Source organism: Bradyrhizobium embrapense, assembly GCF_001189235.2.
Taxonomy (GTDB): domain Bacteria; phylum Pseudomonadota; class Alphaproteobacteria; order Rhizobiales; family Xanthobacteraceae; genus Bradyrhizobium; species Bradyrhizobium embrapense.
The window spans coordinates 333,454-352,527 of the sequence record NZ_LFIP02000006.1 but is presented as its reverse complement, the minus strand read 5'-3'; the positions used below and the strand labels follow the sequence as shown (position 1 = coordinate 352,527).

14 protein-coding genes are annotated in these 19,074 nt (G+C 65.9%); 9 read left to right on the top strand and 5 right to left on the bottom strand.

Going from position 1 to position 19,074, the window contains the following annotated elements:
* Positions 1–189: 189 nt before the first annotated feature.
* From AKN83_RS27105 to AKN83_RS27095, 3 genes are all read left to right on the top strand, one after another.
* Positions 190–2,877, top strand: a complete 2,688-nt coding sequence (locus AKN83_RS27105; RefSeq protein WP_063695536.1) for a sensor domain-containing protein — start codon at positions 190–192, stop codon at positions 2,875–2,877.
* 357 nt (positions 2,878–3,234) lie between these two features.
* Complete coding sequence (locus tag AKN83_RS27100) at positions 3,235–4,758, top strand: ABC-F family ATP-binding cassette domain-containing protein (protein ID WP_050406425.1); 1,524 nt, start codon at positions 3,235–3,237, stop codon at positions 4,756–4,758.
* Positions 4,759–5,025: 267 nt separating this feature from the next.
* Positions 5,026–6,492 carry a glycerol-3-phosphate dehydrogenase gene (locus tag AKN83_RS27095; protein WP_063695535.1) on the top strand — a complete coding sequence of 489 codons (1,467 nt, stop codon included), beginning with the start codon at positions 5,026–5,028 and terminating at the stop codon, positions 6,490–6,492.
* A 224-nt stretch (positions 6,493–6,716) separates the two neighbouring features.
* Here the strand turns inward: AKN83_RS27095 and AKN83_RS27090 are convergent, their stop codons facing one another.
* Positions 6,717–7,946 carry a tetratricopeptide repeat protein gene (locus AKN83_RS27090; protein ID WP_083992256.1) on the bottom strand — a complete coding sequence of 410 codons (1,230 nt, stop codon included), beginning with the start codon at positions 7,944–7,946 and terminating at the stop codon, positions 6,717–6,719.
* A 296-nt stretch (positions 7,947–8,242) separates the two neighbouring features.
* Here AKN83_RS27090 and AKN83_RS27085 point away from each other — a divergent pair, with 296 nt between their 5' ends.
* Genes AKN83_RS27085 through AKN83_RS27075 form a run of 3 tightly spaced genes read left to right on the top strand, consistent with a single transcriptional unit; the run spans position 8,243 to position 11,069 of the window.
* Complete coding sequence (locus AKN83_RS27085; protein ID WP_244522117.1) at positions 8,243–9,343, top strand: ABC transporter ATP-binding protein; 1,101 nt, start codon at positions 8,243–8,245, stop codon at positions 9,341–9,343.
* Positions 9,340–10,254 (top strand): ABC transporter permease, encoded by a 915-nt coding sequence (locus AKN83_RS27080; protein WP_050400842.1) that lies wholly within the window; start codon positions 9,340–9,342, stop codon positions 10,252–10,254. Before AKN83_RS27085 ends, AKN83_RS27080 begins: the two co-directional genes overlap by 4 nt.
* Positions 10,254–11,069 carry an ABC transporter permease gene (locus AKN83_RS27075; protein ID WP_050400841.1) on the top strand — a complete coding sequence of 272 codons (816 nt, stop codon included), beginning with the start codon at positions 10,254–10,256 and terminating at the stop codon, positions 11,067–11,069. Before AKN83_RS27080 ends, AKN83_RS27075 begins: the two co-directional genes overlap by 1 nt.
* A 128-nt stretch (positions 11,070–11,197) precedes the next feature.
* Here AKN83_RS27075 and AKN83_RS27070 read toward each other — a convergent pair whose 3' ends face one another.
* From AKN83_RS27070 to AKN83_RS27055, 4 genes are all read right to left on the bottom strand, one after another.
* Positions 11,198–12,049 carry a carbohydrate ABC transporter permease gene (locus AKN83_RS27070; protein ID WP_063695534.1) on the bottom strand — a complete coding sequence of 284 codons (852 nt, stop codon included), beginning with the start codon at positions 12,047–12,049 and terminating at the stop codon, positions 11,198–11,200.
* Complete coding sequence (locus tag AKN83_RS27065; protein ID WP_050404355.1) at positions 12,046–12,915, bottom strand: carbohydrate ABC transporter permease; 870 nt, start codon at positions 12,913–12,915, stop codon at positions 12,046–12,048. The genes AKN83_RS27070 and AKN83_RS27065 overlap by 4 nt, the downstream gene beginning before the upstream one ends.
* Positions 12,916–13,091: 176 nt before the next feature.
* Entirely contained in the window at positions 13,092–14,477 is a 1,386-nt protein-coding gene (locus AKN83_RS27060; protein ID WP_050404356.1) for an ABC transporter substrate-binding protein, read from the bottom strand.
* 192 nt (positions 14,478–14,669) lie between these two features.
* Positions 14,670–16,634 (bottom strand): AsmA family protein, encoded by a 1,965-nt coding sequence (locus tag AKN83_RS27055; protein ID WP_050404420.1) that lies wholly within the window; start codon positions 16,632–16,634, stop codon positions 14,670–14,672.
* Positions 16,635–16,876: 242 nt separating this feature from the next.
* On the opposite strand from AKN83_RS27055, the gene AKN83_RS27050 reads away from it, so the two are divergent.
* The 3 genes from AKN83_RS27050 to AKN83_RS27040 are packed head-to-tail and all read left to right on the top strand — an operon-like array spanning position 16,877 to position 18,905.
* Entirely contained in the window at positions 16,877–17,584 is a 708-nt protein-coding gene (locus AKN83_RS27050) for a CoA transferase subunit A (RefSeq protein WP_050404357.1), read from the top strand.
* Positions 17,585–17,608: 24 nt separating this feature from the next.
* The gene (locus AKN83_RS27045) at positions 17,609–18,259 is read left to right on the top strand and encodes a 3-oxoacid CoA-transferase subunit B (RefSeq protein ID WP_050404358.1); all 651 of its coding nucleotides are present in this window, start codon (positions 17,609–17,611) and stop codon (positions 18,257–18,259) included.
* Between the two features lies 1 nt (position 18,260).
* Positions 18,261–18,905: a GNAT family N-acetyltransferase gene (locus tag AKN83_RS27040; protein WP_050404359.1), complete on the top strand. Its 645-nt coding sequence runs from the start codon at positions 18,261–18,263 to the stop codon at positions 18,903–18,905.
* Positions 18,906–19,074: the final 169 nt, after the last annotated feature.

Sequence of the window (19,074 nt, the reverse complement as noted above, 5' to 3'; positions counted from 1 at the left end):
GCAAGTGCTTATTGGGCAAGTGTTTCGGCCATCTCGAATAGTTGGGGAGCCATGCTCTGTTAGTGCAGCATTAATCATGTCAGGGCAATTGCCATAAATTAAGTCACGTTTCCCGGTTGCATCCGTACGCGTTTACCCGATCCAAACCGCCCGAGCCGGACACTCGCCCGAGAAATCCGCGGGTGATCAATGGCTGGCAGGAAGTGGCAGGCGGGCAGGAAGAATTCGATTCCGGCAAGCGCCGCGCTTTGCCTGATCGCTGCCGTCGCGCCCTACGGCGCAGCCCAGGCCGGCACCGGCGCGTTCGCGCCGTCGACCTATCTCGGCAGCCTCGATCCCGGCGTGGTCTGGGAGCTCCTGATCGGCAGCGTGGTGGTCGCGTCCTTTTTCGGCGCGGTCGGGCTGTGGATCCTCTCGGCGCTGCGCAAGGCCAAGCGCGCGCAACTGCGCCGCAACGCCTTCGTGTCGTCCGCCCTCAACCATCTGAACCAGGGCGTGGTGATGACCGACGCGCGCGAGCGCATTGTGTTCTGCAACGACCGCTATCTCGACATCTACGGCCTGTCGCGCGCCGACATCAGGCGCAACATGACCGGCACCGAGCTGCTGGAGCTGCGCCGCGACCGCGGCGTGCTCGACATCAGCGCCGAGGATTTCTTCGCCAGGGCCGCCGCGCCCGATGGGCTGGTCACCGAACTGCCCGGCGGCCGGTCGGTGCTGGTGAAATATTTTCCATTGCCGAACGGCGGCTCGGTCGCGACCCATCTCGATTGCACCGACCAGCGCAAGCTGTCGCGCAAGCTCGCCTCGACCACGCAATTCCTCGAATCCGTGCTCGACAATGTCCCGGTCTGCGTCGCCGCCAAGAACATCGAGGACGGCCGCTACATCTTCGCCAACCGCGCGTTCGAGCGCTTCTCGCGCTTCTCGCGCGATCACATCGTGGGCAAGCGCGCCGACGAGATCTTCCGTCCCGAGACCGCGGTCAGCATCGACACCGCCGACCGCGCGGCGCTGGACGCGCCCGAAGGCTATCACCGCAGCGAATTCTTCGTCGAACGGGGTTTGGAGAGGCGCATCCTGGCATCGAACCGCGTGATCGCCCGCAACGAGGCCGGCGATCCGGAATTCCTGATCGCGCTGTTCGAGGACGTCACCGACCGCCGTTCGCTGTCGCGCGAGCTCGAGAACAACAAGAAATTCCTCGAGCTCGTGGTCGACAACATCCCGGTCTCGCTGATCGTGCAGCGCGTCAGCGACGGCCGCTATCTGCTGGCCAACCGCAGCGCCGAGACGATCCTCAACCGCCGCCGCGAGGACGCCGCCGGTCTCACCGCGTCCGACATCTTCAACGAGCGGGAAGCCAAGCTGATCGTCGCTCGCGACGAGGCTGCGATCCGCAAGCGCAGCATGATCGCCGAGGAGCACCCGATCTCGACCAAGGACGGCCTGCGGCTGTTCCTGACCCGCCGCATGACCGTGCCCGACGATCATGGCGAGCCGCAATATCTGATCAAGACCCATGAGGACGTCACCGACCGGCGCCAGACCGAGTCGCGCATGGCGCACATGGCCTATCATGACGGCCTGACCGACCTGCCGAACCGCGCCGCGTTCCTGCAGGCGCTGACCCAGATGATCGAGGCCTGCGACGGCACCGACGAGGAGTTCGCGGTGCTCTGCGTCGACCTCGACGGGTTGAAGGAGATCAATGACGTCTACGGCCATGCGATGGGCGACAAGGTGCTGATCGAAGTCGCGCAGCGCTTACAGACCGTGGCGCGCGGCGGCGTGGTCGCGCGGCTGTCCGGCGACGAATTCGGCCTCATCATCGACGGCCAGCAGCCGGCTGCCGGCATTGCGCTGGCCGAGCAGGCCGCCGAGGCGCTCGGGCAGGACTTCCTGATCGACGGCAAATCGGTACGCACCGGCCTGACCGCCGGGATCGCGGTGTTCCCGCACAACGGATCCGACGCGGCCTCGCTGCTGGCCAACTCCGGCGCGGCGCTGTTCCGCGCCAAGGCGAAGTCGCGCGGCACCATCTCGATCTTCGAGCCGGAGATGGACCAGCAGATCCGCGATCGCCGCGTGCTGCATCAGGAGCTGTCGGTCGCGATCAAGAACGGCGAATTGTCGCTCTACTATCAGCCGCAGGCGGCCACCGGCGCGAGCGTTGCGGCCAGCCGGATCATCGGTTTCGAGGCGCTGGCGCGCTGGCACCATCCGGTGCGCGGCTTCGTGCCGCCCAGTGACTTCATTCCGCTCGCGGAAGAAAGCGGCCTGATCGTCGAGATGGGCGAATGGATCTTGCGCGAAGCCTGCCGGGAGGCGGCCTCCTGGGCGGTGCCGATGCAGGTCGCGGTGAACCTGTCGCCGGCGCAGTTCACCCATGGTGACCTCGTCGGGCTCGTGCATTCGATCCTGCTCGAGACCGGGCTGACGCCCGACCGGCTCGAGCTCGAAATCACCGAAGGCGTGCTGATCGAGGATTTCGACCGCGGCCTGTCGCTGCTGCGGCGGCTGAAGGCGCTCGGGGTCCGCATCTCGATGGACGATTTCGGCAGCGGCTATTCCTCGCTGAGCTACCTGCAGGCGTTTCCGTTCGACAAGATCAAGATCGACCGCGCCTTCGTCATCAATCTCGGCCGCAATCCGCAATCGGCCGCGATCGTCCGCGCGGTTATCGATCTCGGCCACGGCCTCGAGATGTCGATCGTCGCCGAAGGCGTCGAGACCGAGGCGCAGCTCGGTTTCCTCTCGGAAGAGGGCTGCGACGCGGTGCAGGGCTATCTGATCGGCCGCCCAGCCCCGATCGGTCAATTTGCCGCGCTGGTCGACGGCGACCTGCTTGCCGAAACCGTGCGCAGGGCCGGTTAAATCGGCCTGAACCGCCGGACTGGTCCGGCCGGCGCTGCTTGCCATCCGCGGTATGTCCGGTTACCGTCGAGCCACCACATCATTTCGTGCCGAGAAAGGAGGGCTGCGTCGTGGCGAGATTCAACGATCCCCACCTCAAGCGTGGCCCCGTCAACGCCCTGCAGATGCGTTTGCAGGGCTGACCGGAAACTCGGATAAAATCTCTTCCTGGTCTGCCCTTCGTGGCCGTGCCGCGCCGAGCGCTTGAACGTTCGCGCCTGCACTCAAATCCCTCGCCGCGCTTCGACACGCACATCCGATGATGGCTGGACGCCTCTCGATGTCGTCGTGATCGCCGGCAAGACCAGAGAATCGATCGTGACCCTCATCAATGTCCGCAATCTCGGCGTGACGCTGAACGCGCCGCTGTTTTCCGACCTGAACTTTGTCGTCAATGCCGGCGACCGGATCGGCCTCGTCGCCGCTAACGGCCGCGGCAAGTCCACGCTGCTGCGCTGTATCGCAGGCAGCATGGAGCCCAACGAAGGCGACATCACCCGCGCGCGCGGCCTGACCGTCGGCCATGTCGAGCAGGATGCGCCGCAGGGCCTCATGGATACGCCGTTCCATGCCGCCGTGCTCGCCGCGCTTCCGGCCGAGCAACGCGCCGGCGAGAGCTGGCGGGTCGACGTCGCCCTGCAATCGCTCGACGTGCCCGACGAGCTGTGGGCGCGACCGCTCAAGCAATTGAGCGGCGGCTGGCTGCGGCTTGCGCTGCTCGCCCGTGTGCTGGTGACCGAGCCCGACGTGCTGCTGCTGGACGAGCCGACCAACCATCTCGACCTCGCCAAGATCGGCCGGCTCGAGGGCTGGCTGAACGCGCTGCCGCGCGAGATGCCGGTGGTGATCGCAAGCCACGACCGCGCCTTCCTCGATGCGACCACCAACCGGACGCTGTTCCTGCGCCCGGAACGCGCGCAGCTGTTCGCGTTGCCCTACACCGCGGCGCGCGCGGCGCTCGACGAGTTCGATGCCTCGGACGAGCGGCGCTATCAGCGCGACATGAAGGCGGTTCGCCAGCTGCGGCAGCAGGCCGCCAAGCTCAACAATCTCGGCATCAATTCCGGCAGCGACCTTCTGCTGTCGAAGACCAGGCAGCTCAAGCAGCGCGCCGAGAAGCTCGAGGCGACCGCGAAGCCGGCGCATGTCGAGCGCTCGGCCGGCACGATCCGGCTCGCCAACCGCGACACCCATGCGAAGGTCCTGATCAGGCTGAACAACGCCGCGATCGCCACGCCGGACGGCAGGCCGTTGTTCAGGACCGGCCAGCAGTTCGTCTGCAAGGGCGACCGGATCGCGCTGCTCGGGCCGAACGGCGCCGGCAAGACCCGGTTCGTCACGGCGCTGCGGCTGGCGATCGAAAGCACCGAAGCCGCAGCAGCCGAGATCCGGGCCACCGAGTCATTGGTGCTTGGCTATTGCGACCAGGCGCTGGTCGATCTCGCCGACAGCGACACGCCGATGCGGATGCTGACGCGGCGCTTTGCGGTCGGCGACCAGCGTGCGCGCGGCCTGCTCGCCGGCACGGGCCTCTCGATCGAGATGCAGGGCCGTCCGATCAGGCGGCTGTCGGGCGGGCAGAGGGCCCGCCTCGGCATGCTGGTGCTGCGGCTCACCCAGCCGAACTTCTATCTGCTCGACGAGCCGACCAACCATCTCGACATCGAGGGCCAGGAAACGCTGGAGGAGGAACTGATGGAGCAGCAGGCCAGCTGCCTCCTGGTATCGCACGACCGCCAGTTCGTGCGCGCGGTCGCCAACCGGTTCTGGGTGATCGAGGGCAAGAAGCTGATCGAGGTCGATGGCCCCGAAGGCTTCTTCGCCGCGGCCGGTGCGGGCTAGCGCCGGCAAAATATCGAAAACAACCCCATGCACAGTAGCCGGTGGCGGTCGGCGTTGCAGCAAGCGACTTGACACGTCGGGCAACTCAGGCGCATTATTCTAATATTCCGAAATCGTGCAAGCGTACGCTCGTCGCCGCAAGCGAGAGAGGCGGGGGATGCCGTGAGACCGCTTCACCCGGGCATCGTGTCGTCAAGCGACACGCCTTGACGCATTTTTCGTGCGAACACGTATTTCGTTCGCATTGAAGTGCGATAGGCGTTGCGCATGGCGGATTACGATCTCGCGATCATCGGCGGCGGCCTGAACGGCACGAGCATTGCGCGTGATGCGGCCGGCCGCGGCCTGCGCGTGATCCTGCTGGAACAGGCCGATCTCGGCTGCGGCGCGTCACAGGCCTCGCCGCGGCTGGTCCACGGCGATCTGGCCGGGCTGGAACGGCGCGAGTTCTTCCGCGTCCGCAGGGCGCTCAGGGAACGCGATGTGTTGCTGCGCATCGCGCCGCATCTGGTGCGGCCGGCGCGGTTTGCGATACCTGTTCATGCCGAGGAGCGGCCGCCCTGGCAATTGCGGTCGTTGCTGCTGCTCTACGAGCATCTCGCCTCGCGCAGCGGCCTGCCGCGCTCGGCGACGCTGGATGTCACCCACCATCCGGTCGGCAACGCGCTGAAGCGGCCGTTCGGAACCGCGTTCGAATATGCCGACTGCGTCGTCGACGATTCCCGGCTCGTCGTGCTCAACGCCGTCGATGCCGCGGCGCGCGGCGCCGACATCCGCACCGGCGCGCGCGTGACCCGGGCCGAGCGCGGCGAGACCTGGCGGCTGGTTGCGATCGACCGCGGCTATCGCCGGGTGATCACGGCGCGGTCGCTGGTCAACGCGACGGGTGCATGGACCGGCTCTGTCGCCGAGACCGTGCTGCGCGTGCCGGCGCCGCGGCTTGCGACCGTTCAGATCAGCCAGATCGTGGTGCGCCGCCTGTTCGACTGCGACTATGTCTATGCGTTCCAGCACGCCGACGGACAACTGATCTTTGCCAGTCCCTACGCGCAAGACTGCACCCTGATCGGCAGCGTCGGTCATGCTTTCAAGGGCGATCCCGCGATTGTCGCGATGAGTGTGCGCGAGGTGGCCTATCTCTGCGACGCAGCCAATCGCTATTTTCGCGAGCAGATCACGCCCGCCGATGTGCTGCGAACGATCTCCGGCGCCAATTCCGTCATTGCGCCCGCACGCCGGCACATGCGCGATGGCGCAGCACTGCTCGATTATCGGCGCGGCAAGGCGCCGCTGCTCACGATCTTCGGCGGCGATGTCACCACGTCCCGCCACCGCGCCGAGCGGGCGGTGTCGGAATTCACGCGGTTCTATCCGATGACGCCGCGCTGGACCGCGACCGTGCCGCTGCCGGGCGGCGCATTCGCCTGGCAGCGCTTCGAGACCGAGGTCGACATCGCCCGCGACCGCTGGCGCTTCCTCGGCGAGGCCGCGGCGCGGCGGCTGGTCGCCGCCTATGGGTTGAACGTGAAGGACATCCTGGGCGAGGCAAAGGCGAAGGCCGATCTCGGGCCGGCCTTCGGCCCGGAACTGACCGGCGCCGAGGTGCGCTACCTCATGCGCAAGGAATGGGCGCGCTTTCCCGACGACGTGCTGTGGCGCCGCTCCAAGCTCGGGCTGACCATGCCGCAAGCCGATCGCGATGCGCTCGCCGCATTCATGGCGAAGCCGGATTGAGCTTCGGCTTTCAAACCTCCCCTTGAAAAGGGGAGGTCGCTTTGCTCACAAGGGCAAAGCGGGTGGGGATCTGATCTCTCCGCAAACACCGTCGTCTGCGGCAGACCCCCATCCCGACCTTCCCCCTTTCAGGGGGAAGGAGAAGAGCCCTCGGGGCGGCACAACAACGTAGCCCGGATGCAGCGCAGCGAAATCCGGGAGACAGTCAGCAGCCGCAACAGCTTTTATTGCCGCGCCGCCTCCTGCGACCAGGCGAGGTCGCGCTTCGACGGCCGGCGATGCAGCCGCTCCGAGATCAGGCTCGTTGCCTGCCGGCCCTGGCCGGCGCGCAGGCACGCGACGATGAAAGTGTCCTCCCACAATTCGCGTTGCGCGTGGCTGCCGCCGATCCGTACCAGCTCGGGCATCAGCGGCGCCAGGATGCGCACGGCGCCCTCATGGTCGCCGGCCGCGAAGGCCGCGATTCCCCGGCCGAGCCCGATCGCGGCAGGGCCGGGCGCCAGTTTGCCGTCGGCATCGCGCGCCGTCATTTCGGCGAGCCGCGTCTCCAGCGCATCGTTGTTCGTCGTGGCCGCGACCAGTGCGTGGTGCACGTCGGCGAAATGCGCACCGGCCCTCGGGAAAAAGCCGTCGCCATAGGCGGCAACGTCCTTCCAATGCGACTCCAAACCGGTCTTGCCGGCAACCGTGAGCCGCCACAGCAGCGAGGCCGTGTCGGTATAGATGTTGAGCGGCGGATAGGGCCGGCCCGCCGGCTTGATGTGCTGCTCATAGATGTCGAGCGCGGCGTCGGCGTCGCCTTCCTCGATCGCGATCAGGGCGAGGTGCCAGGCGAGATGGCCCTGCAGGAAGCTCGTCCGGTCATTCGCGGGCAGCCACGCTGAAAGGAAGCTGCGGCCTTCGGCCCCATCGCCCTGCTCGAACAGCGCATGCGCCACGGCGTGCGCGGCGCCGGCGTTCTCCGGCTTCAGCGCATAGCCGCGCTCGGTGACGGCGCGGCCCGCGACGACTTCGCCGGCCTCGGTCTTGGACCAGCCGAGATAGGTGAGGAACCACCAGTCGTTGCCATAGTCGTTGATGTGGCGTTCGCAGATCGCAAGCCGTGCCGCATCGTGGTCGGAGCGTCCGGAGAACGCATAGAGGCCGAAGGCGCCGAGCAGCAGCGAGAGGATCTGCGCATCGCGCGGATATTCGGCAAGATGCTGTTCGGCTGCTGTCATCGCCTTCTTGCCCTGGCCCTCGATCACGGATGCGATGATCTCGATGTGCTGGCGCTCGCGCGGGCTTGCCGTCGCGGCCAGCCGCCGGGCATCGACCGCCTTGGCGCGAGCTGCGGCGCCTTCCATGTTGAGCTGGTGCACGCGGGCGCGGCCGAGATGAGCCAACGCGAAATCGGGGTCCGCGGCGCTCGCCGCCTCGAACGCCGCATCCGCACCGTGCAACGCCGCCAGCATCCGATCGACGCCGTCGACATAATACGCGGCGGCGCGGTCCGAATCGGTTGTCAGCGGCAGTCCATAGCGGTCCTGAATCATCGGTTGTCCTCCCGAATTCGGCTGCGAAGTCTAGCAGAGGCGCGGAGGCCGACAATATTGCGGGAGATGTTCGTGAGGCGGTTGAGCCGGTGGCGATCCGCGGCTAGTTTGCCGCCATCATCGGACCTTGCGGGGAATCGGGGCTTCTTGACGTGACATCGGGCGAAGCGAGTGCGGAGGCGGCAAAGCCGTTGCCTGAACCGGCCGTCTCGGACATGCCGCTGCTGCGGATCGAGGGCGTCGCCAAGTCGTTCGGCAATTTCCGCGCGGTCGACCAGCTCTCGCTCGACATCCGCGCCGGCGAGTTCTTCGCGCTGCTCGGCCCGAGCGGCTGCGGCAAGACCACGCTGCTGCGTATGCTCGCCGGCTTCGAGACCCCGGACGAGGGCCGAATCCTGCTCGGCGGCAGCGACATCGCCCAGGTGCTGCCGCATGAGCGGCCCGTCAACATGATGTTCCAGAACTACGCGCTGTTCCCGCATCTGTCGGTGCGCGACAACATCGCCTTCGGCCTCAGGCGCGCCGGCATGGCGCGCAAGGATATCGCGACCCGGGTTGCGGAGATGCTGGCCCTGGTCAAGCTCGAGGGGCTGGAGAAGCGCAAGCCGGACCAGCTCTCCGGCGGCCAGCGGCAGCGCGTCGCGCTGGCGCGCTCGCTGGCGCGCCGGCCGCAGGTGCTGCTGCTCGACGAGCCGCTGGCCGCGCTGGACAAGAAGTTGCGCGAGAGCACGCAAGGCGAGCTCATGGAGCTGCAGCGCCGGCTCGGCATGACCTTCATCATCGTCACCCACGATCAGGAGGAGGCGATGACGATGGCCGGCCGGATCGGGGTGATGGATGCCGGCCGTCTGGTCCAGGTCGCGACCCCGCGCAATCTCTACGAGGCGCCGGCCTCGCGTTGGATCGCCGAGTTCGTCGGCGACATCAACCTGTTCAACGGCCAGGTCGCCGCGCGCGAGAATGGACGGCTGACGGTCTCGACCGCGGAAGCCGGCCCGCTCGCGGTCAGCGAGCTGTGGCCGCCGGTGACCAAGGAGCTGGTCAGCGTCGCGATCCGGCCCGAGAAGGTGAAGCTGTCGCGCCGTGCGCCGGCCTCGGATGCAGGCTTATCGCAGACCATCAACCGGCTGGCGGGTGTCGTCACCGACGTCAACTATCTCGGCGGCGTCACCAGCTACCGGGTCAAGCTGGAGACCGGCGCGATGGTGCGCTCGTCGATGGCCAACACCGCGCGGCTCGACGTCGACGCCTATCTCGCCGGCCAGCGCGTCGTCGCATGGTTCACCGCCGACGACTGCCTGGTACTGGAGCAATGAGCGCGCGCCGCATCTTCGCCCGGCCGGCGCGGCTCGCCGCGATCGCGCCCTATCTCTGGATGGTGCTGTTCTTCCTGGTGCCGTTCGGCTTCGTGCTGAAGATCAGCCTGTCGCAGACCGCGATCGCGCAGCCGCCCTATACGCCGGTGTTCGATTTCGCCGAAGGACGCGCGGCGCTGGCGTTGGCGTTTTCGCAATTGTCGTTCGACAATTTCCGCCTGCTGCTGCAGGACAATCTGTACATCCTGTCCTATCTGCGCAGCCTCGTCGTCGCGGTGACTTCGACCGTGATCCTGCTCCTGATCGGCTACCCCATCGCCTATGGCATGGCGCGGCTGCCGCAGCGTTGGCAAGGCGTGGCGATGATGCTGGTGATCGTGCCGTTCTGGACCTCGTTCCTGATCCGGATCTATGCCTGGATCAACATCCTGCAGCATGACGGCCTGCTCAACCGGATCCTGCTGGCGCTGCACATCGTCTCGACGCCGGTGGTCTGGCTGTCGACCGACAGCGCGATGTATCTCGGCATCGTCTACTCCTACCTGCCGTTCATGATCCTGCCGCTCTATGCGACGCTCTCGAAGATGGATGCCTCGCTCCTGGAGGCCGCCGGCGATCTCGGCTCCTCGCCGCGACAGGCATTTTGGCTGGTGACGTTTCCGCTGTCGCTGCCGGGCGTCGGCGCCGGCGCGCTGCTCTGCTTCATCCCGATCGTCGGCGAATTCGTGATCCCCGATCTGCTCGCCGGCTCCAATTCGCTGATGATCGGGCAGACGCTGTGGCTCGAGTTCTTCACCAACAAGGACTGGCCGGTGGCGTCAGCCGCGGCGGTCGCATTGCTGCTGCTGCTGGTGCCGCCGCTCGTGCTCTACGACCGCCTGCAACGTCGCCAGCTTGAGGGTGGCCGCTGATGGCGCACGCCGCGACCCGCCTCACGCGCTTCAACATGACGTCGCTGGCCCTCGGGCTGGCATTCCTCTATCTGCCGATCGTGATCCTCGTGATCTACTCGTTCAACGCCTCGCGGCTGGTGACGGTGTGGGGCGGCTGGTCGCTGCGCTGGTACCACGAGTTCTTCAGCGATCGCGCCATGCTGGATGCGGCGTGGATGAGCCTGTCGGTTGCCGCGGTGTCGGCGACGCTGGCGACCTTGCTCGGCACGCTGGCCGCGGTGGGGCTGGCACGCGGCGAGCGATTCCGGGGACGGGCGCTGTTCTCCGGCATGCTGTATTCGCCGCTGGTCATGCCGGAGGTGATCTCCGGCCTGTCGCTGCTCCTGCTGTTCGTGGCGCTGAATGCCGAGCGCGGCTTCTGGACGGTGACGATCGCGCACACCACGCTGACGATGTGCTTCGTCACCGTGGTGGTGCAGTCGCGCCTCGCCACGCTCGACCGCAGCCTGGAGGAAGCCGCGATGGACCTCGGCTGCGATCCGGTGCGCGCGTTCCTGCTGGTGACGCTGCCGCTGATCGTGCCGGCGATCGTGGCGGGCTGGATGCTGGCCTTCACGCTGTCGCTCGACGACGTCGTGATCGCGAGCTTCACCACCGGGCCTGGCTCGGCGACGCTGCCGATCCGGATCTATTCGGAAGTGCGGCTCGGCGTGAAGCCCGAGATCAACGCGATCTGCACGCTGGTCATCGCGCTGATCGCCGTCATCATCGTGGTCGCCTCGTTCGCCTCGAAACTGTCGAGCGCGCGCGGCGAGAGCGCCGCGCCGCTTTAGTCTTGCTGCGTCATAATTTTGCCTCGGCCGTCATTGCGAGGAGCGATAGCGACGAAGCAATCCATTTCTCCGCTCGCGGCGATATGGATTGCTTCGCTTCGCTCGCAATGACGGGGTAACGATGGAGATCACGACTTGACGGCGCCGGCGGTCAGCCCGCCGACCATGTAGCGCTTGAAGGCGTAGTAGACCGCGGCCGGCGGCAGCGCGTAGATGAAGCCGGTGGTCATCAACAGCTCCCACGGCGAATCGTCGGCGGCGAGGAAATTGCCGAGCGCGACCGGCAGCGTGATGTCGGTGTCCTTCGACAGCAACAGGAACGCGTAGAGATATTCGTTCCAGGCAAGCAGAATCGCGTAGGTCCCGACCGCGACCAGCGAGGGCATCATCAGCGGTACATAGACCAGGCGGAACAGCTGCAGCGTGGTGGCGCCGTCCATCGTCGCGGCTTCATCCAGCTCGACCGGCAGTTTGTCGGAAGCCTGCTTCAGCACCCAGATCGCGTAGGGCGCGGCGATCGTGACCATCGCGAGGATCAGCGACCAGTGATTGTTCAAGAGGCCATAGGTGCCCATGGTGCGGTACATCGGCACGGCGAGGAACGCCGCCGGGATGAAATAGGTGAACAGCGCCATGTTCATCACCGCGCGGCCGCCCGGCACCCGCAGCCGCGAGATCGAGAATGCGGCGGCGGTGGCGACGAACAGCGTCAGCGCGCCGACCGCCAGCGCGATCACGGTCGAATTCCAGAACTGGATCCAGAAGTCGCGCAGGAAGTAATGCTGCTGGTGGAACACGATCGAGAAATTATGTAGCGTCGGATGCGTCGGCCATAGCTTGCCGGTGAACGCGTCCTCCTTCGGCGAGATCGCGAACACGAACATGTGGTAGATCGGGATCATGGTCCAGATGAAGACCGGGATGCCGATCAAGAGCAGCTTGGCATCGGTGCCGACGTCGCGGAGAGTGGGCAGCTTCATCGCGACAACCGTTTCATCATGTAATAGACCAGCGGCAGCACGAACGGCATCGCGCAGATGATCGAGGCCATCGCCAGCGACAGCTGGTCGAGCCTGAGATAGCGGATGCCCAGCGTCGACAGCACGTGGGTGAGGTCGGCGGGGCCGCCGCCGGTGAGCAGGTAGACGCTGTTGAAGTCGCCCAGCGTCCAGATCATCGAGAGCAGCGTGCAGGTGATGTAGAGCGTCTGCATCGACGGCCAGGTGATGTAGCGGAATTTCTGCCACCAATTGGCGCCGTCGACGTCGGATGCCTCGTACAGATCGTGCGGGATCGCGAGCCGTCCGGTCAAAAGGATCAGCGTCCAGAACGGCAGCGACTTCCAGATGTGCACACCGATCGCCATCGCCAGCGCGACCGCCGGATCGTTCAGCCAGTTCGGGCCGTCGTCGCCGGTGAACTTGAAGATCAGCTGGTTGACCACGCCCCACTCCGGATTGAGCATGAAGCGCACCGAGAGGATGGTCGGGATCGACGGCACCGCCCAGGGCAGGATGAAGATGACCGACAGCCACCTGATCCACGGCCGCTGCTGGGCGAAGAAGCCGGACAGGAACAGCGCGATCAGCATCTTGATGTTGATGCCGATGACCAGGAAGATCAGCGTGTTGACCGCCGCGCGCGCGAAGATAGGGTCGTTGTAGAGCGCGACATAGCTCGCCGGATGGCGCGCCAGCCACAGGCCGTAGCCGACCGGATAGACCACGAAGGCGAGGAAGACGAGCAGATAGGGCGCAAGCAGCGCGATGCCCCAGACCTGCGGCGGCGACAGCCGCGCCGACAGCGGCGGGGAGGGGGCATCGGATGCGGAGAGCGTGATCGCCATAGTTGGTTTCGTCCCCTGGCCTTTCCTACCTCGCCCCGCTTGCGGGGAGAGGTCGGATCACATCGTAGATGTGATCCGGGTGAGGGGGTACGGGACTTTCCACGAACACTGCTCGTGGATAGAGCCCCTCACCCCGACCCTCTCCCCGCGAAGAGCGGGGAGAGGGGGAGTCACGATCACCCCGCGACCTGCTTGATGCGGGCGATCAGTTCATCGACGGCCTTGTCCACCGGCACCTTCTCGCTGACGACGCGGTTCATGGCCTTGGCCCAGACGTTCTCGTTGTTCAGGATGGTGAACTTCCAGTTCTTGGTGAAGTCGAACGGCGCGGTGCCGCCGGTGAACTGATTCCACACCGCCTTGCGATGCCGGTCGGCCTGCCAGAACGGGCTCGCCTGGCTGGCCTTGGTCACCGGGAACCAGCGGCCGAGCGCGCCCTCGACATAGGGCCGCACATTGTCTTCCTGCATCAGGAACGCGATGAACTGCTTGCCCTCCGCCTTGTTCTTGGCGTTGGCGAAGATCAGCCCGGTCTTGACGTCGGAGCGGTACTTGATGGTCGAGCCGTCCGGCGCCTTGGGGAACGACGCCGTGATGATGTCCTGCTCGTAGGCCTGCTTGCCGGCGGCGCGCTGCGCGTCGGTCAGCGCCGGGTTGGTGGAATCCTCGAACCACTTCGCCGCGATGGAGATCGTGAAATTGTGCGTCATCACGATCGTCTTGTTGTGGAACGCGACATTGTTGTCCGGGTCCTTCCAGGTCGTCGAGGACGGCGGCGTGCAGCCCTTGATGTAGGTGTCGGTGTAGTCCTTCAGCGCGTGGATCAGGCCGTCGCGCACCTTGGGATCGTCGACCAGAAGCTTGCCGTCGTCGTCGACCAGCTTGACGTGGTAGGCGTCCATGAAGGTGTAGAACGACTGGAACGAGTCGGTGGATTCCACGCCCATCGGCTGGCCAACGCCGTAGATGCGCTGGCCGGTCGCCTTGCGGATCGCCGGCTGCACCTTGTCGCACCAGAACGTCCAGTAATCCTCCCATTTGGTCGGGATGTCGGCGGCCTTGAAGCCGGCCTTCTCCAGCATGTCGCCCCAGATCTGGACGTGCATGCTCTGCTGCTTCAGCGGGAAGCCGTAATAGGACTTCTTCTTGGTGACGTCGTTGTAGAGCAGGGCGGCTTCCAGCGTGTTCGGCGCGAAGGCGTCCTTCATCGGCAGCATGATGTCGGACAGGTCCTCGAGCTTGCCCTCGAAGGCCCACTTGCCCTGGGCCTGCACATCGTAGGTGTCGGAATAGGCGACATCGGGCACGGTGCCGGAATCCAGCGCGGCCACCGTCTTCGGGATCATGTCCTGGATCGCGTATTGCGACAGTTCGACCTTGATGCCGGTCTTGGCTTCGAATTTCTTGATCGTATCGAGCAGCGCGTCGTCTTCGGACTTGTAAAATCCCTTGCCCCACCAGACGGTGATCGTCTTGCCCTGGGCCAGAGCGGGTGCAGTTGCGGCGAACAGGCCGACCGCAGCGACCGCAATTGATAGCGCACCGATAACCTTGGATCTCACGTTGTTCTCCCCTCATGAGGCCGGCTTTTTTAACCGGTTGGAGAAAACACTAGCGCATGCAAGTGACCCGATAAAGGTGCCGCGTCGACGACTTCTGTCGGGGGCTCGCTGGAAAGCGTGGATCAGTCCCGCTGCATTGATGCGGAAAGTGAATGGATCGGTCGGTTCGACAGCGATCGGTTCGACTTTGGGTCAGTTCGACTTGGCATTCTCGGCCGCTGTCGCCGGTGCGTTGCCGGGCGCGCCGGCCGCGGCATCGGGCGCGGCCGCGGGCCGTGCGGCTCCGCCGGTGAAGCGCTCGATTACCGAGCGCACCGCGTCGCGGGTCTTGCGATCCTTCACCGCGTCGAGCAGCGGCGCAGATGCCGGCGAGCGGCGGATCAGGCTTTCCGGATCGGGGAAGATCAGCGGATCGTCCCACGGGCCCTGAATCACGAAGGGCAGATCGAAACCATTGCCGCCGCCGGCCGCCGAGTTCAGGCTGGCGACGCCCTTGAGATCGTATTCGCGCGACGGCACCGAGGCGGTGCCGGTCAGCGTGATCTTCGCCGCGGGGCTCTCGACATGGATGTCGTCGGCGGTCGCGACGCCGTCGGCGAATTTCACCGAGACGCTGAGATTGTCGTAGGGTGTCGAGCCGGAGCGGAAATTGCCGCCGCCGGACAGCGGCCGCTTCTCCAGCCGCCGCAGCAATTGTTCGACATTGAAGCCGGCGATCGCGCCGTCGTGTCCGTTCAGCGTCGCGGTGCCGTCGAGCGACGACGCGAGCCCGAACGGGCTCGAGCCGGAGGCCGTCAGCGAGACGTTGAGGTTGCCGCGGCCGGACAACTTGTTGATGCCGAACAGTTCGCTGGCGCAGGCCTGCAGATCGACATCGGTGAACTGGAATTGCGCCCTGACGTCGGCGACCGCATCCGAGCGCGCGATCGCGAACGAACCCTTGGCGATGCCGCCATACATCTGCGCCTCGCCGACGCTGAGCGCGAGGGCGCCGCCGCGCAGATTGGCGCCGAACGCGGTGCGGCCGAGCTTGGACGGGCCGACCGTCACCTTGGCGGCCGACAGGCGCATGTCGAGATCGGTCGACGACAGCGAGGAGAGGTCGAACAGCTGCCTGTTCCAGTCGCGCTGGCCGCTGGCCAGGAGGCGGAACGTCGAGATGTAAGGCGTGAAATCGAGATTGCCGGCGGCCAGCGTCGCTTGCAGCGTCTGCCGGCCGTTATTGGCGTAAGTCATCACGCCTTCGGCGACATTGCCGTCGAGCTCGACATTGACATTGGTGAGCGCCACCGAGCCGCCGACCACATTGGCGCGGGCCTTCAGTGCGAAGCGGCCGAAGCCGCCGCCGCCGCCGGGCGGCGCCTGTCCCATCCAACGCAGCGCGTTGCGCAGCGACGGCGAGTCCATGGTGGCGGTGCCTTCCATCATCAGGCTGGTGCGGTTGGCGACGGTTCCGTCGAACGCGACCTTCAGCGGCGCGCTGGCCAGCCGTGCCTTGAGGCCGGAGCGATCGCCCGACAGCAGCGCGACGAAATCGCTGGCGCTGATCGAGCCGTCGACGCGTTCGCCGCGCCAGTCGAACTGGCCGGTTGCGGCAAACGAGCGCGAGATCGAGGGCCAGGCCAGCGACAGGTCGATATCGCCGAGTTGTTCGGAAATGTGGTTGGTGCCGTCCTCATAATTCAGCTCGCCGTCCTGGATCCTGATCTCCGAGAACGACACCTGGTTCTCGGCGCCGGGCGTCATCGCCTTGGCGATGGTCTCGACGAACGGCGTCCAGTTGCTCTCGCCGGCGCTGTCGCGAACCACATGGATATGCGGGCGGAGCATCATGACGTCGGCAATCTCGAACCGCCGCAGCAACAGCGGCAGCAGGCGCAGGTTCGCGGTCAGCACGTCGACCTGCAAGGCCGGGTCCGTGGTGTCGGCGCCCTTCAGCCCGACATCATGAAAGGAGACATAGCTGCCCGGAAACACCGAAACGTCGATCGGGCCATTGACGACGAGCTCGAGCCCGGTCACCGCGCGGATCTGCGCCTCCACCGCGCTCCGCAGCGCGTCCCGGTTGAGGAACCACGACGTTCCGACCAGCCCGACCACCGCCAGGCCGAAAAGCGCCGCGATCGGCATCCCGAGGCGCTTAATTCCTTGGGCCATCGTCAATGACATATCCGGGTCGGTTGAGGTTTGTCGGGTCGTTGTCGAGCACAGCGGGCTCTCGCCGGAGGCCCTGCCAACCCACGCAACTTGAAGGGTTTTCTTGACGCTTTCAAGGCCATGTTGACGTTGCAGGCCGCCGCCCGTCGCCGCACCGGGCCGCGATTGACGCATTGCGAAGATTTCGCCTAATAATCCGCTTTGACACAGCCGTTTCGCGCCCTCCATCAGGTATTCGCTGCATGAACAAGGTTTATCCCGACGCCAAATCGGCACTCGATGGTCTCCTCAAGGACAACATCATGATCATGTCGGGCGGCTTCGGCCTCTGCGGCATCGCCGAGACCCTGTCGGACGCGATCCGCGATTCCGGCGTCAAGGGCCTCACCGTCGTCTCCAACAACGCCGGCGTCGACGGCATCGGCCTCAGCCGGCTCCTGGAGACGCGCCAGATCAAGAAGATGATCTCGTCCTATGTCGGCGAGAACAAGCTGTTCGCCCAGCAATACCTCGCCGGCGAACTCGAGCTCGAGTTCAACCCGCAGGGCACGCTGGCCGAGCGCATCCGCGCCGGCGGCGCCGGAATCCCGGCCTTCTACACAAAAACGGGCGTCGGCACGCTGATCGCCGAAGGCAAGGAAGTGAAGGAGTTCGACGGCGAGAAGTACATCATGGAACGCGGCCTGTTTGCCGACCTCGCCATCGTGCATGCCTGGAAGGGCGACACCGCCGGCAACCTGGTCTACCGCAAGACCGCGCGCAACTTTAACCCGATGATGGCGACCGCCGCGAAGGTCACCGTCGCCGAGGTCGAGCACCTGGTGCCGGCCGGCGAGATCGACCCGGACCACATCCACACACCCGGCATCTTCGTCAAACGCATCATCGAGGTCGGGACCGGCAAGAAGCGGATCGAGTTCCGCAACACCCGTCCGCGGCCCGCTGCTTAAATCACACCTTTTCAGGAGAGCCTCATGGCCTGGACCCGTGAACAGATGGCTGCCCGCGCCGCCAAGGAGTTGCGCGACGGCTATTACGTCAATCTCGGCATCGGCATCCCGACGCTGGTTTCGAACTACATCCCCGAGGGTATCGACGTCAGCCTGCAGAGCGAGAACGGCATGCTCGGCATGGGCCCGTTCCCCTACGAGGACGAGGTCGACGCCGATCTCATCAACGCCGGCAAGCAGACCGTGAGCGAGCTGCCTTCGACCAGCTATTTCTCCTCGGCCGATTCCTTCGGCATGGTGCGCGGCGGCCATATCGACCTGTCGATCCTCGGCGCCATGCAGGTGGCGCAGAACGGCGACCTCGCCAACTGGATGATTCCCGGCAAGATGGTGAAGGGCATGGGCGGCGCCATGGACCTCGTCGCCGGCGTCAAGCGCGTCGTCGTCGTGATGGAGCATTCCGCCAAGGACGGGCCGAAGCTGCTCAAGCAGTGCAACCTGCCGCTGACCGGCGAGCGCGTGGTCGACATGGTCGTCACGGATCTGGCGGTATTCACCATCGACAAGCACGGCAAGGACGGCATGGCGCTGATCGAACTCGCCGACGGCGTCACGCTCGACGAGGTCAAGGCCAAGACCGAGGCGGAATTCCGCGTCGCGCTGAAGAACACCTGAGATGGGTGATGCGGGACGATCCTCGATCCGTCCCGCACGATCCGACGACGCCGGCTTCATTGCCCGCGTCGTGCTGGCGGCGCAGCGCGGCCCGTTGCCGCGCGGCTGGTTCGACATCGCGCTCGACCGGCCGGAGGATGAATGCCTCGCGTTCATGGCGCGGCTCGCCGTGGCGCGGGTGCGCTCCTGGTACCATGTCGCCCATTTCCTGATCGCTGAGGTCGACGGCCTGCCGGCTGCCGCGCTGTGCGCCATGCCCGCATTCGGAACGGTCGTCGCCGCACGCGCGGCGATCGAGGAGGTCGCGGCCGAGATCGGTGCCGATGCCGACGGCATCGTCGCCCGCGGCGGCTATGCCCGCAATTGCTGGGTTCAAGGCGGCGAGGGCGACTGGCTGATCGAGCACGTCGCAAACCTCGGATCCTATCGCGGCGGCGGTCTGGTGCAGGCGCTGATCGGCCGTGCGCTCGCCGACGGCAAGGCTGCCGACTATTCGCGGGCCTCGATCTCGTTCCTGATCGGCAACGATCCGGCCGAGCGCTGCTACGCCAAGGCCGGCTTTGCCTTCGCCGAGGAGAAGCGCGACGCCGCATTCGAAGCGCTGACCGGCGCGCCGGGCTTTCGCCGATTTGCGCGGGAGATGTGAGGCGGCGGTAAGCGGCCACAACCACCGTCGTCCTCCTGGCTTTCGCGAGGACGACGATGAGAATGGTTCTCGATTCAAGTTGTCACACCATGCGGTGTCATCGCCTGGCACTTTCGGCAGCTCGCTGCCGGCTGCTTGCCGTGTTCCGCCCGCAATGGCAGAATTGCCC

Coding starts and splice junctions, on each gene's coding strand:
- AKN83_RS27065 (WP_050404355.1), bottom strand. CDS start 12,915: ATGGCGATCACGCTCTCCGCATCCGATGCCCCCTCCCCGCCGCTGTCG.
- AKN83_RS27105 (WP_063695536.1), top strand. CDS start 190: ATGGCTGGCAGGAAGTGGCAGGCGGGCAGGAAGAATTCGATTCCGGCA.
- AKN83_RS27050 (WP_050404357.1), top strand. CDS start 16,877: ATGAACAAGGTTTATCCCGACGCCAAATCGGCACTCGATGGTCTCCTC.
- AKN83_RS27085 (WP_244522117.1), top strand. CDS start 8,243: ATGCCGCTGCTGCGGATCGAGGGCGTCGCCAAGTCGTTCGGCAATTTC.
- AKN83_RS27075 (WP_050400841.1), top strand. CDS start 10,254: ATGGCGCACGCCGCGACCCGCCTCACGCGCTTCAACATGACGTCGCTG.
- AKN83_RS27090 (WP_083992256.1), bottom strand. CDS start 7,946: ATGCTGGCGGCGTTGCACGGTGCGGATGCGGCGTTCGAGGCGGCGAGC.
- AKN83_RS27040 (WP_050404359.1), top strand. CDS start 18,261: ATGGGTGATGCGGGACGATCCTCGATCCGTCCCGCACGATCCGACGAC.
- AKN83_RS27070 (WP_063695534.1), bottom strand. CDS start 12,049: ATGAAGCTGCCCACTCTCCGCGACGTCGGCACCGATGCCAAGCTGCTC.
- AKN83_RS27055 (WP_050404420.1), bottom strand. CDS start 16,634: ATGGCCCAAGGAATTAAGCGCCTCGGGATGCCGATCGCGGCGCTTTTC.
- AKN83_RS27045 (WP_050404358.1), top strand. CDS start 17,609: ATGGCCTGGACCCGTGAACAGATGGCTGCCCGCGCCGCCAAGGAGTTG.
- AKN83_RS27095 (WP_063695535.1), top strand. CDS start 5,026: ATGGCGGATTACGATCTCGCGATCATCGGCGGCGGCCTGAACGGCACG.
- AKN83_RS27080 (WP_050400842.1), top strand. CDS start 9,340: ATGAGCGCGCGCCGCATCTTCGCCCGGCCGGCGCGGCTCGCCGCGATC.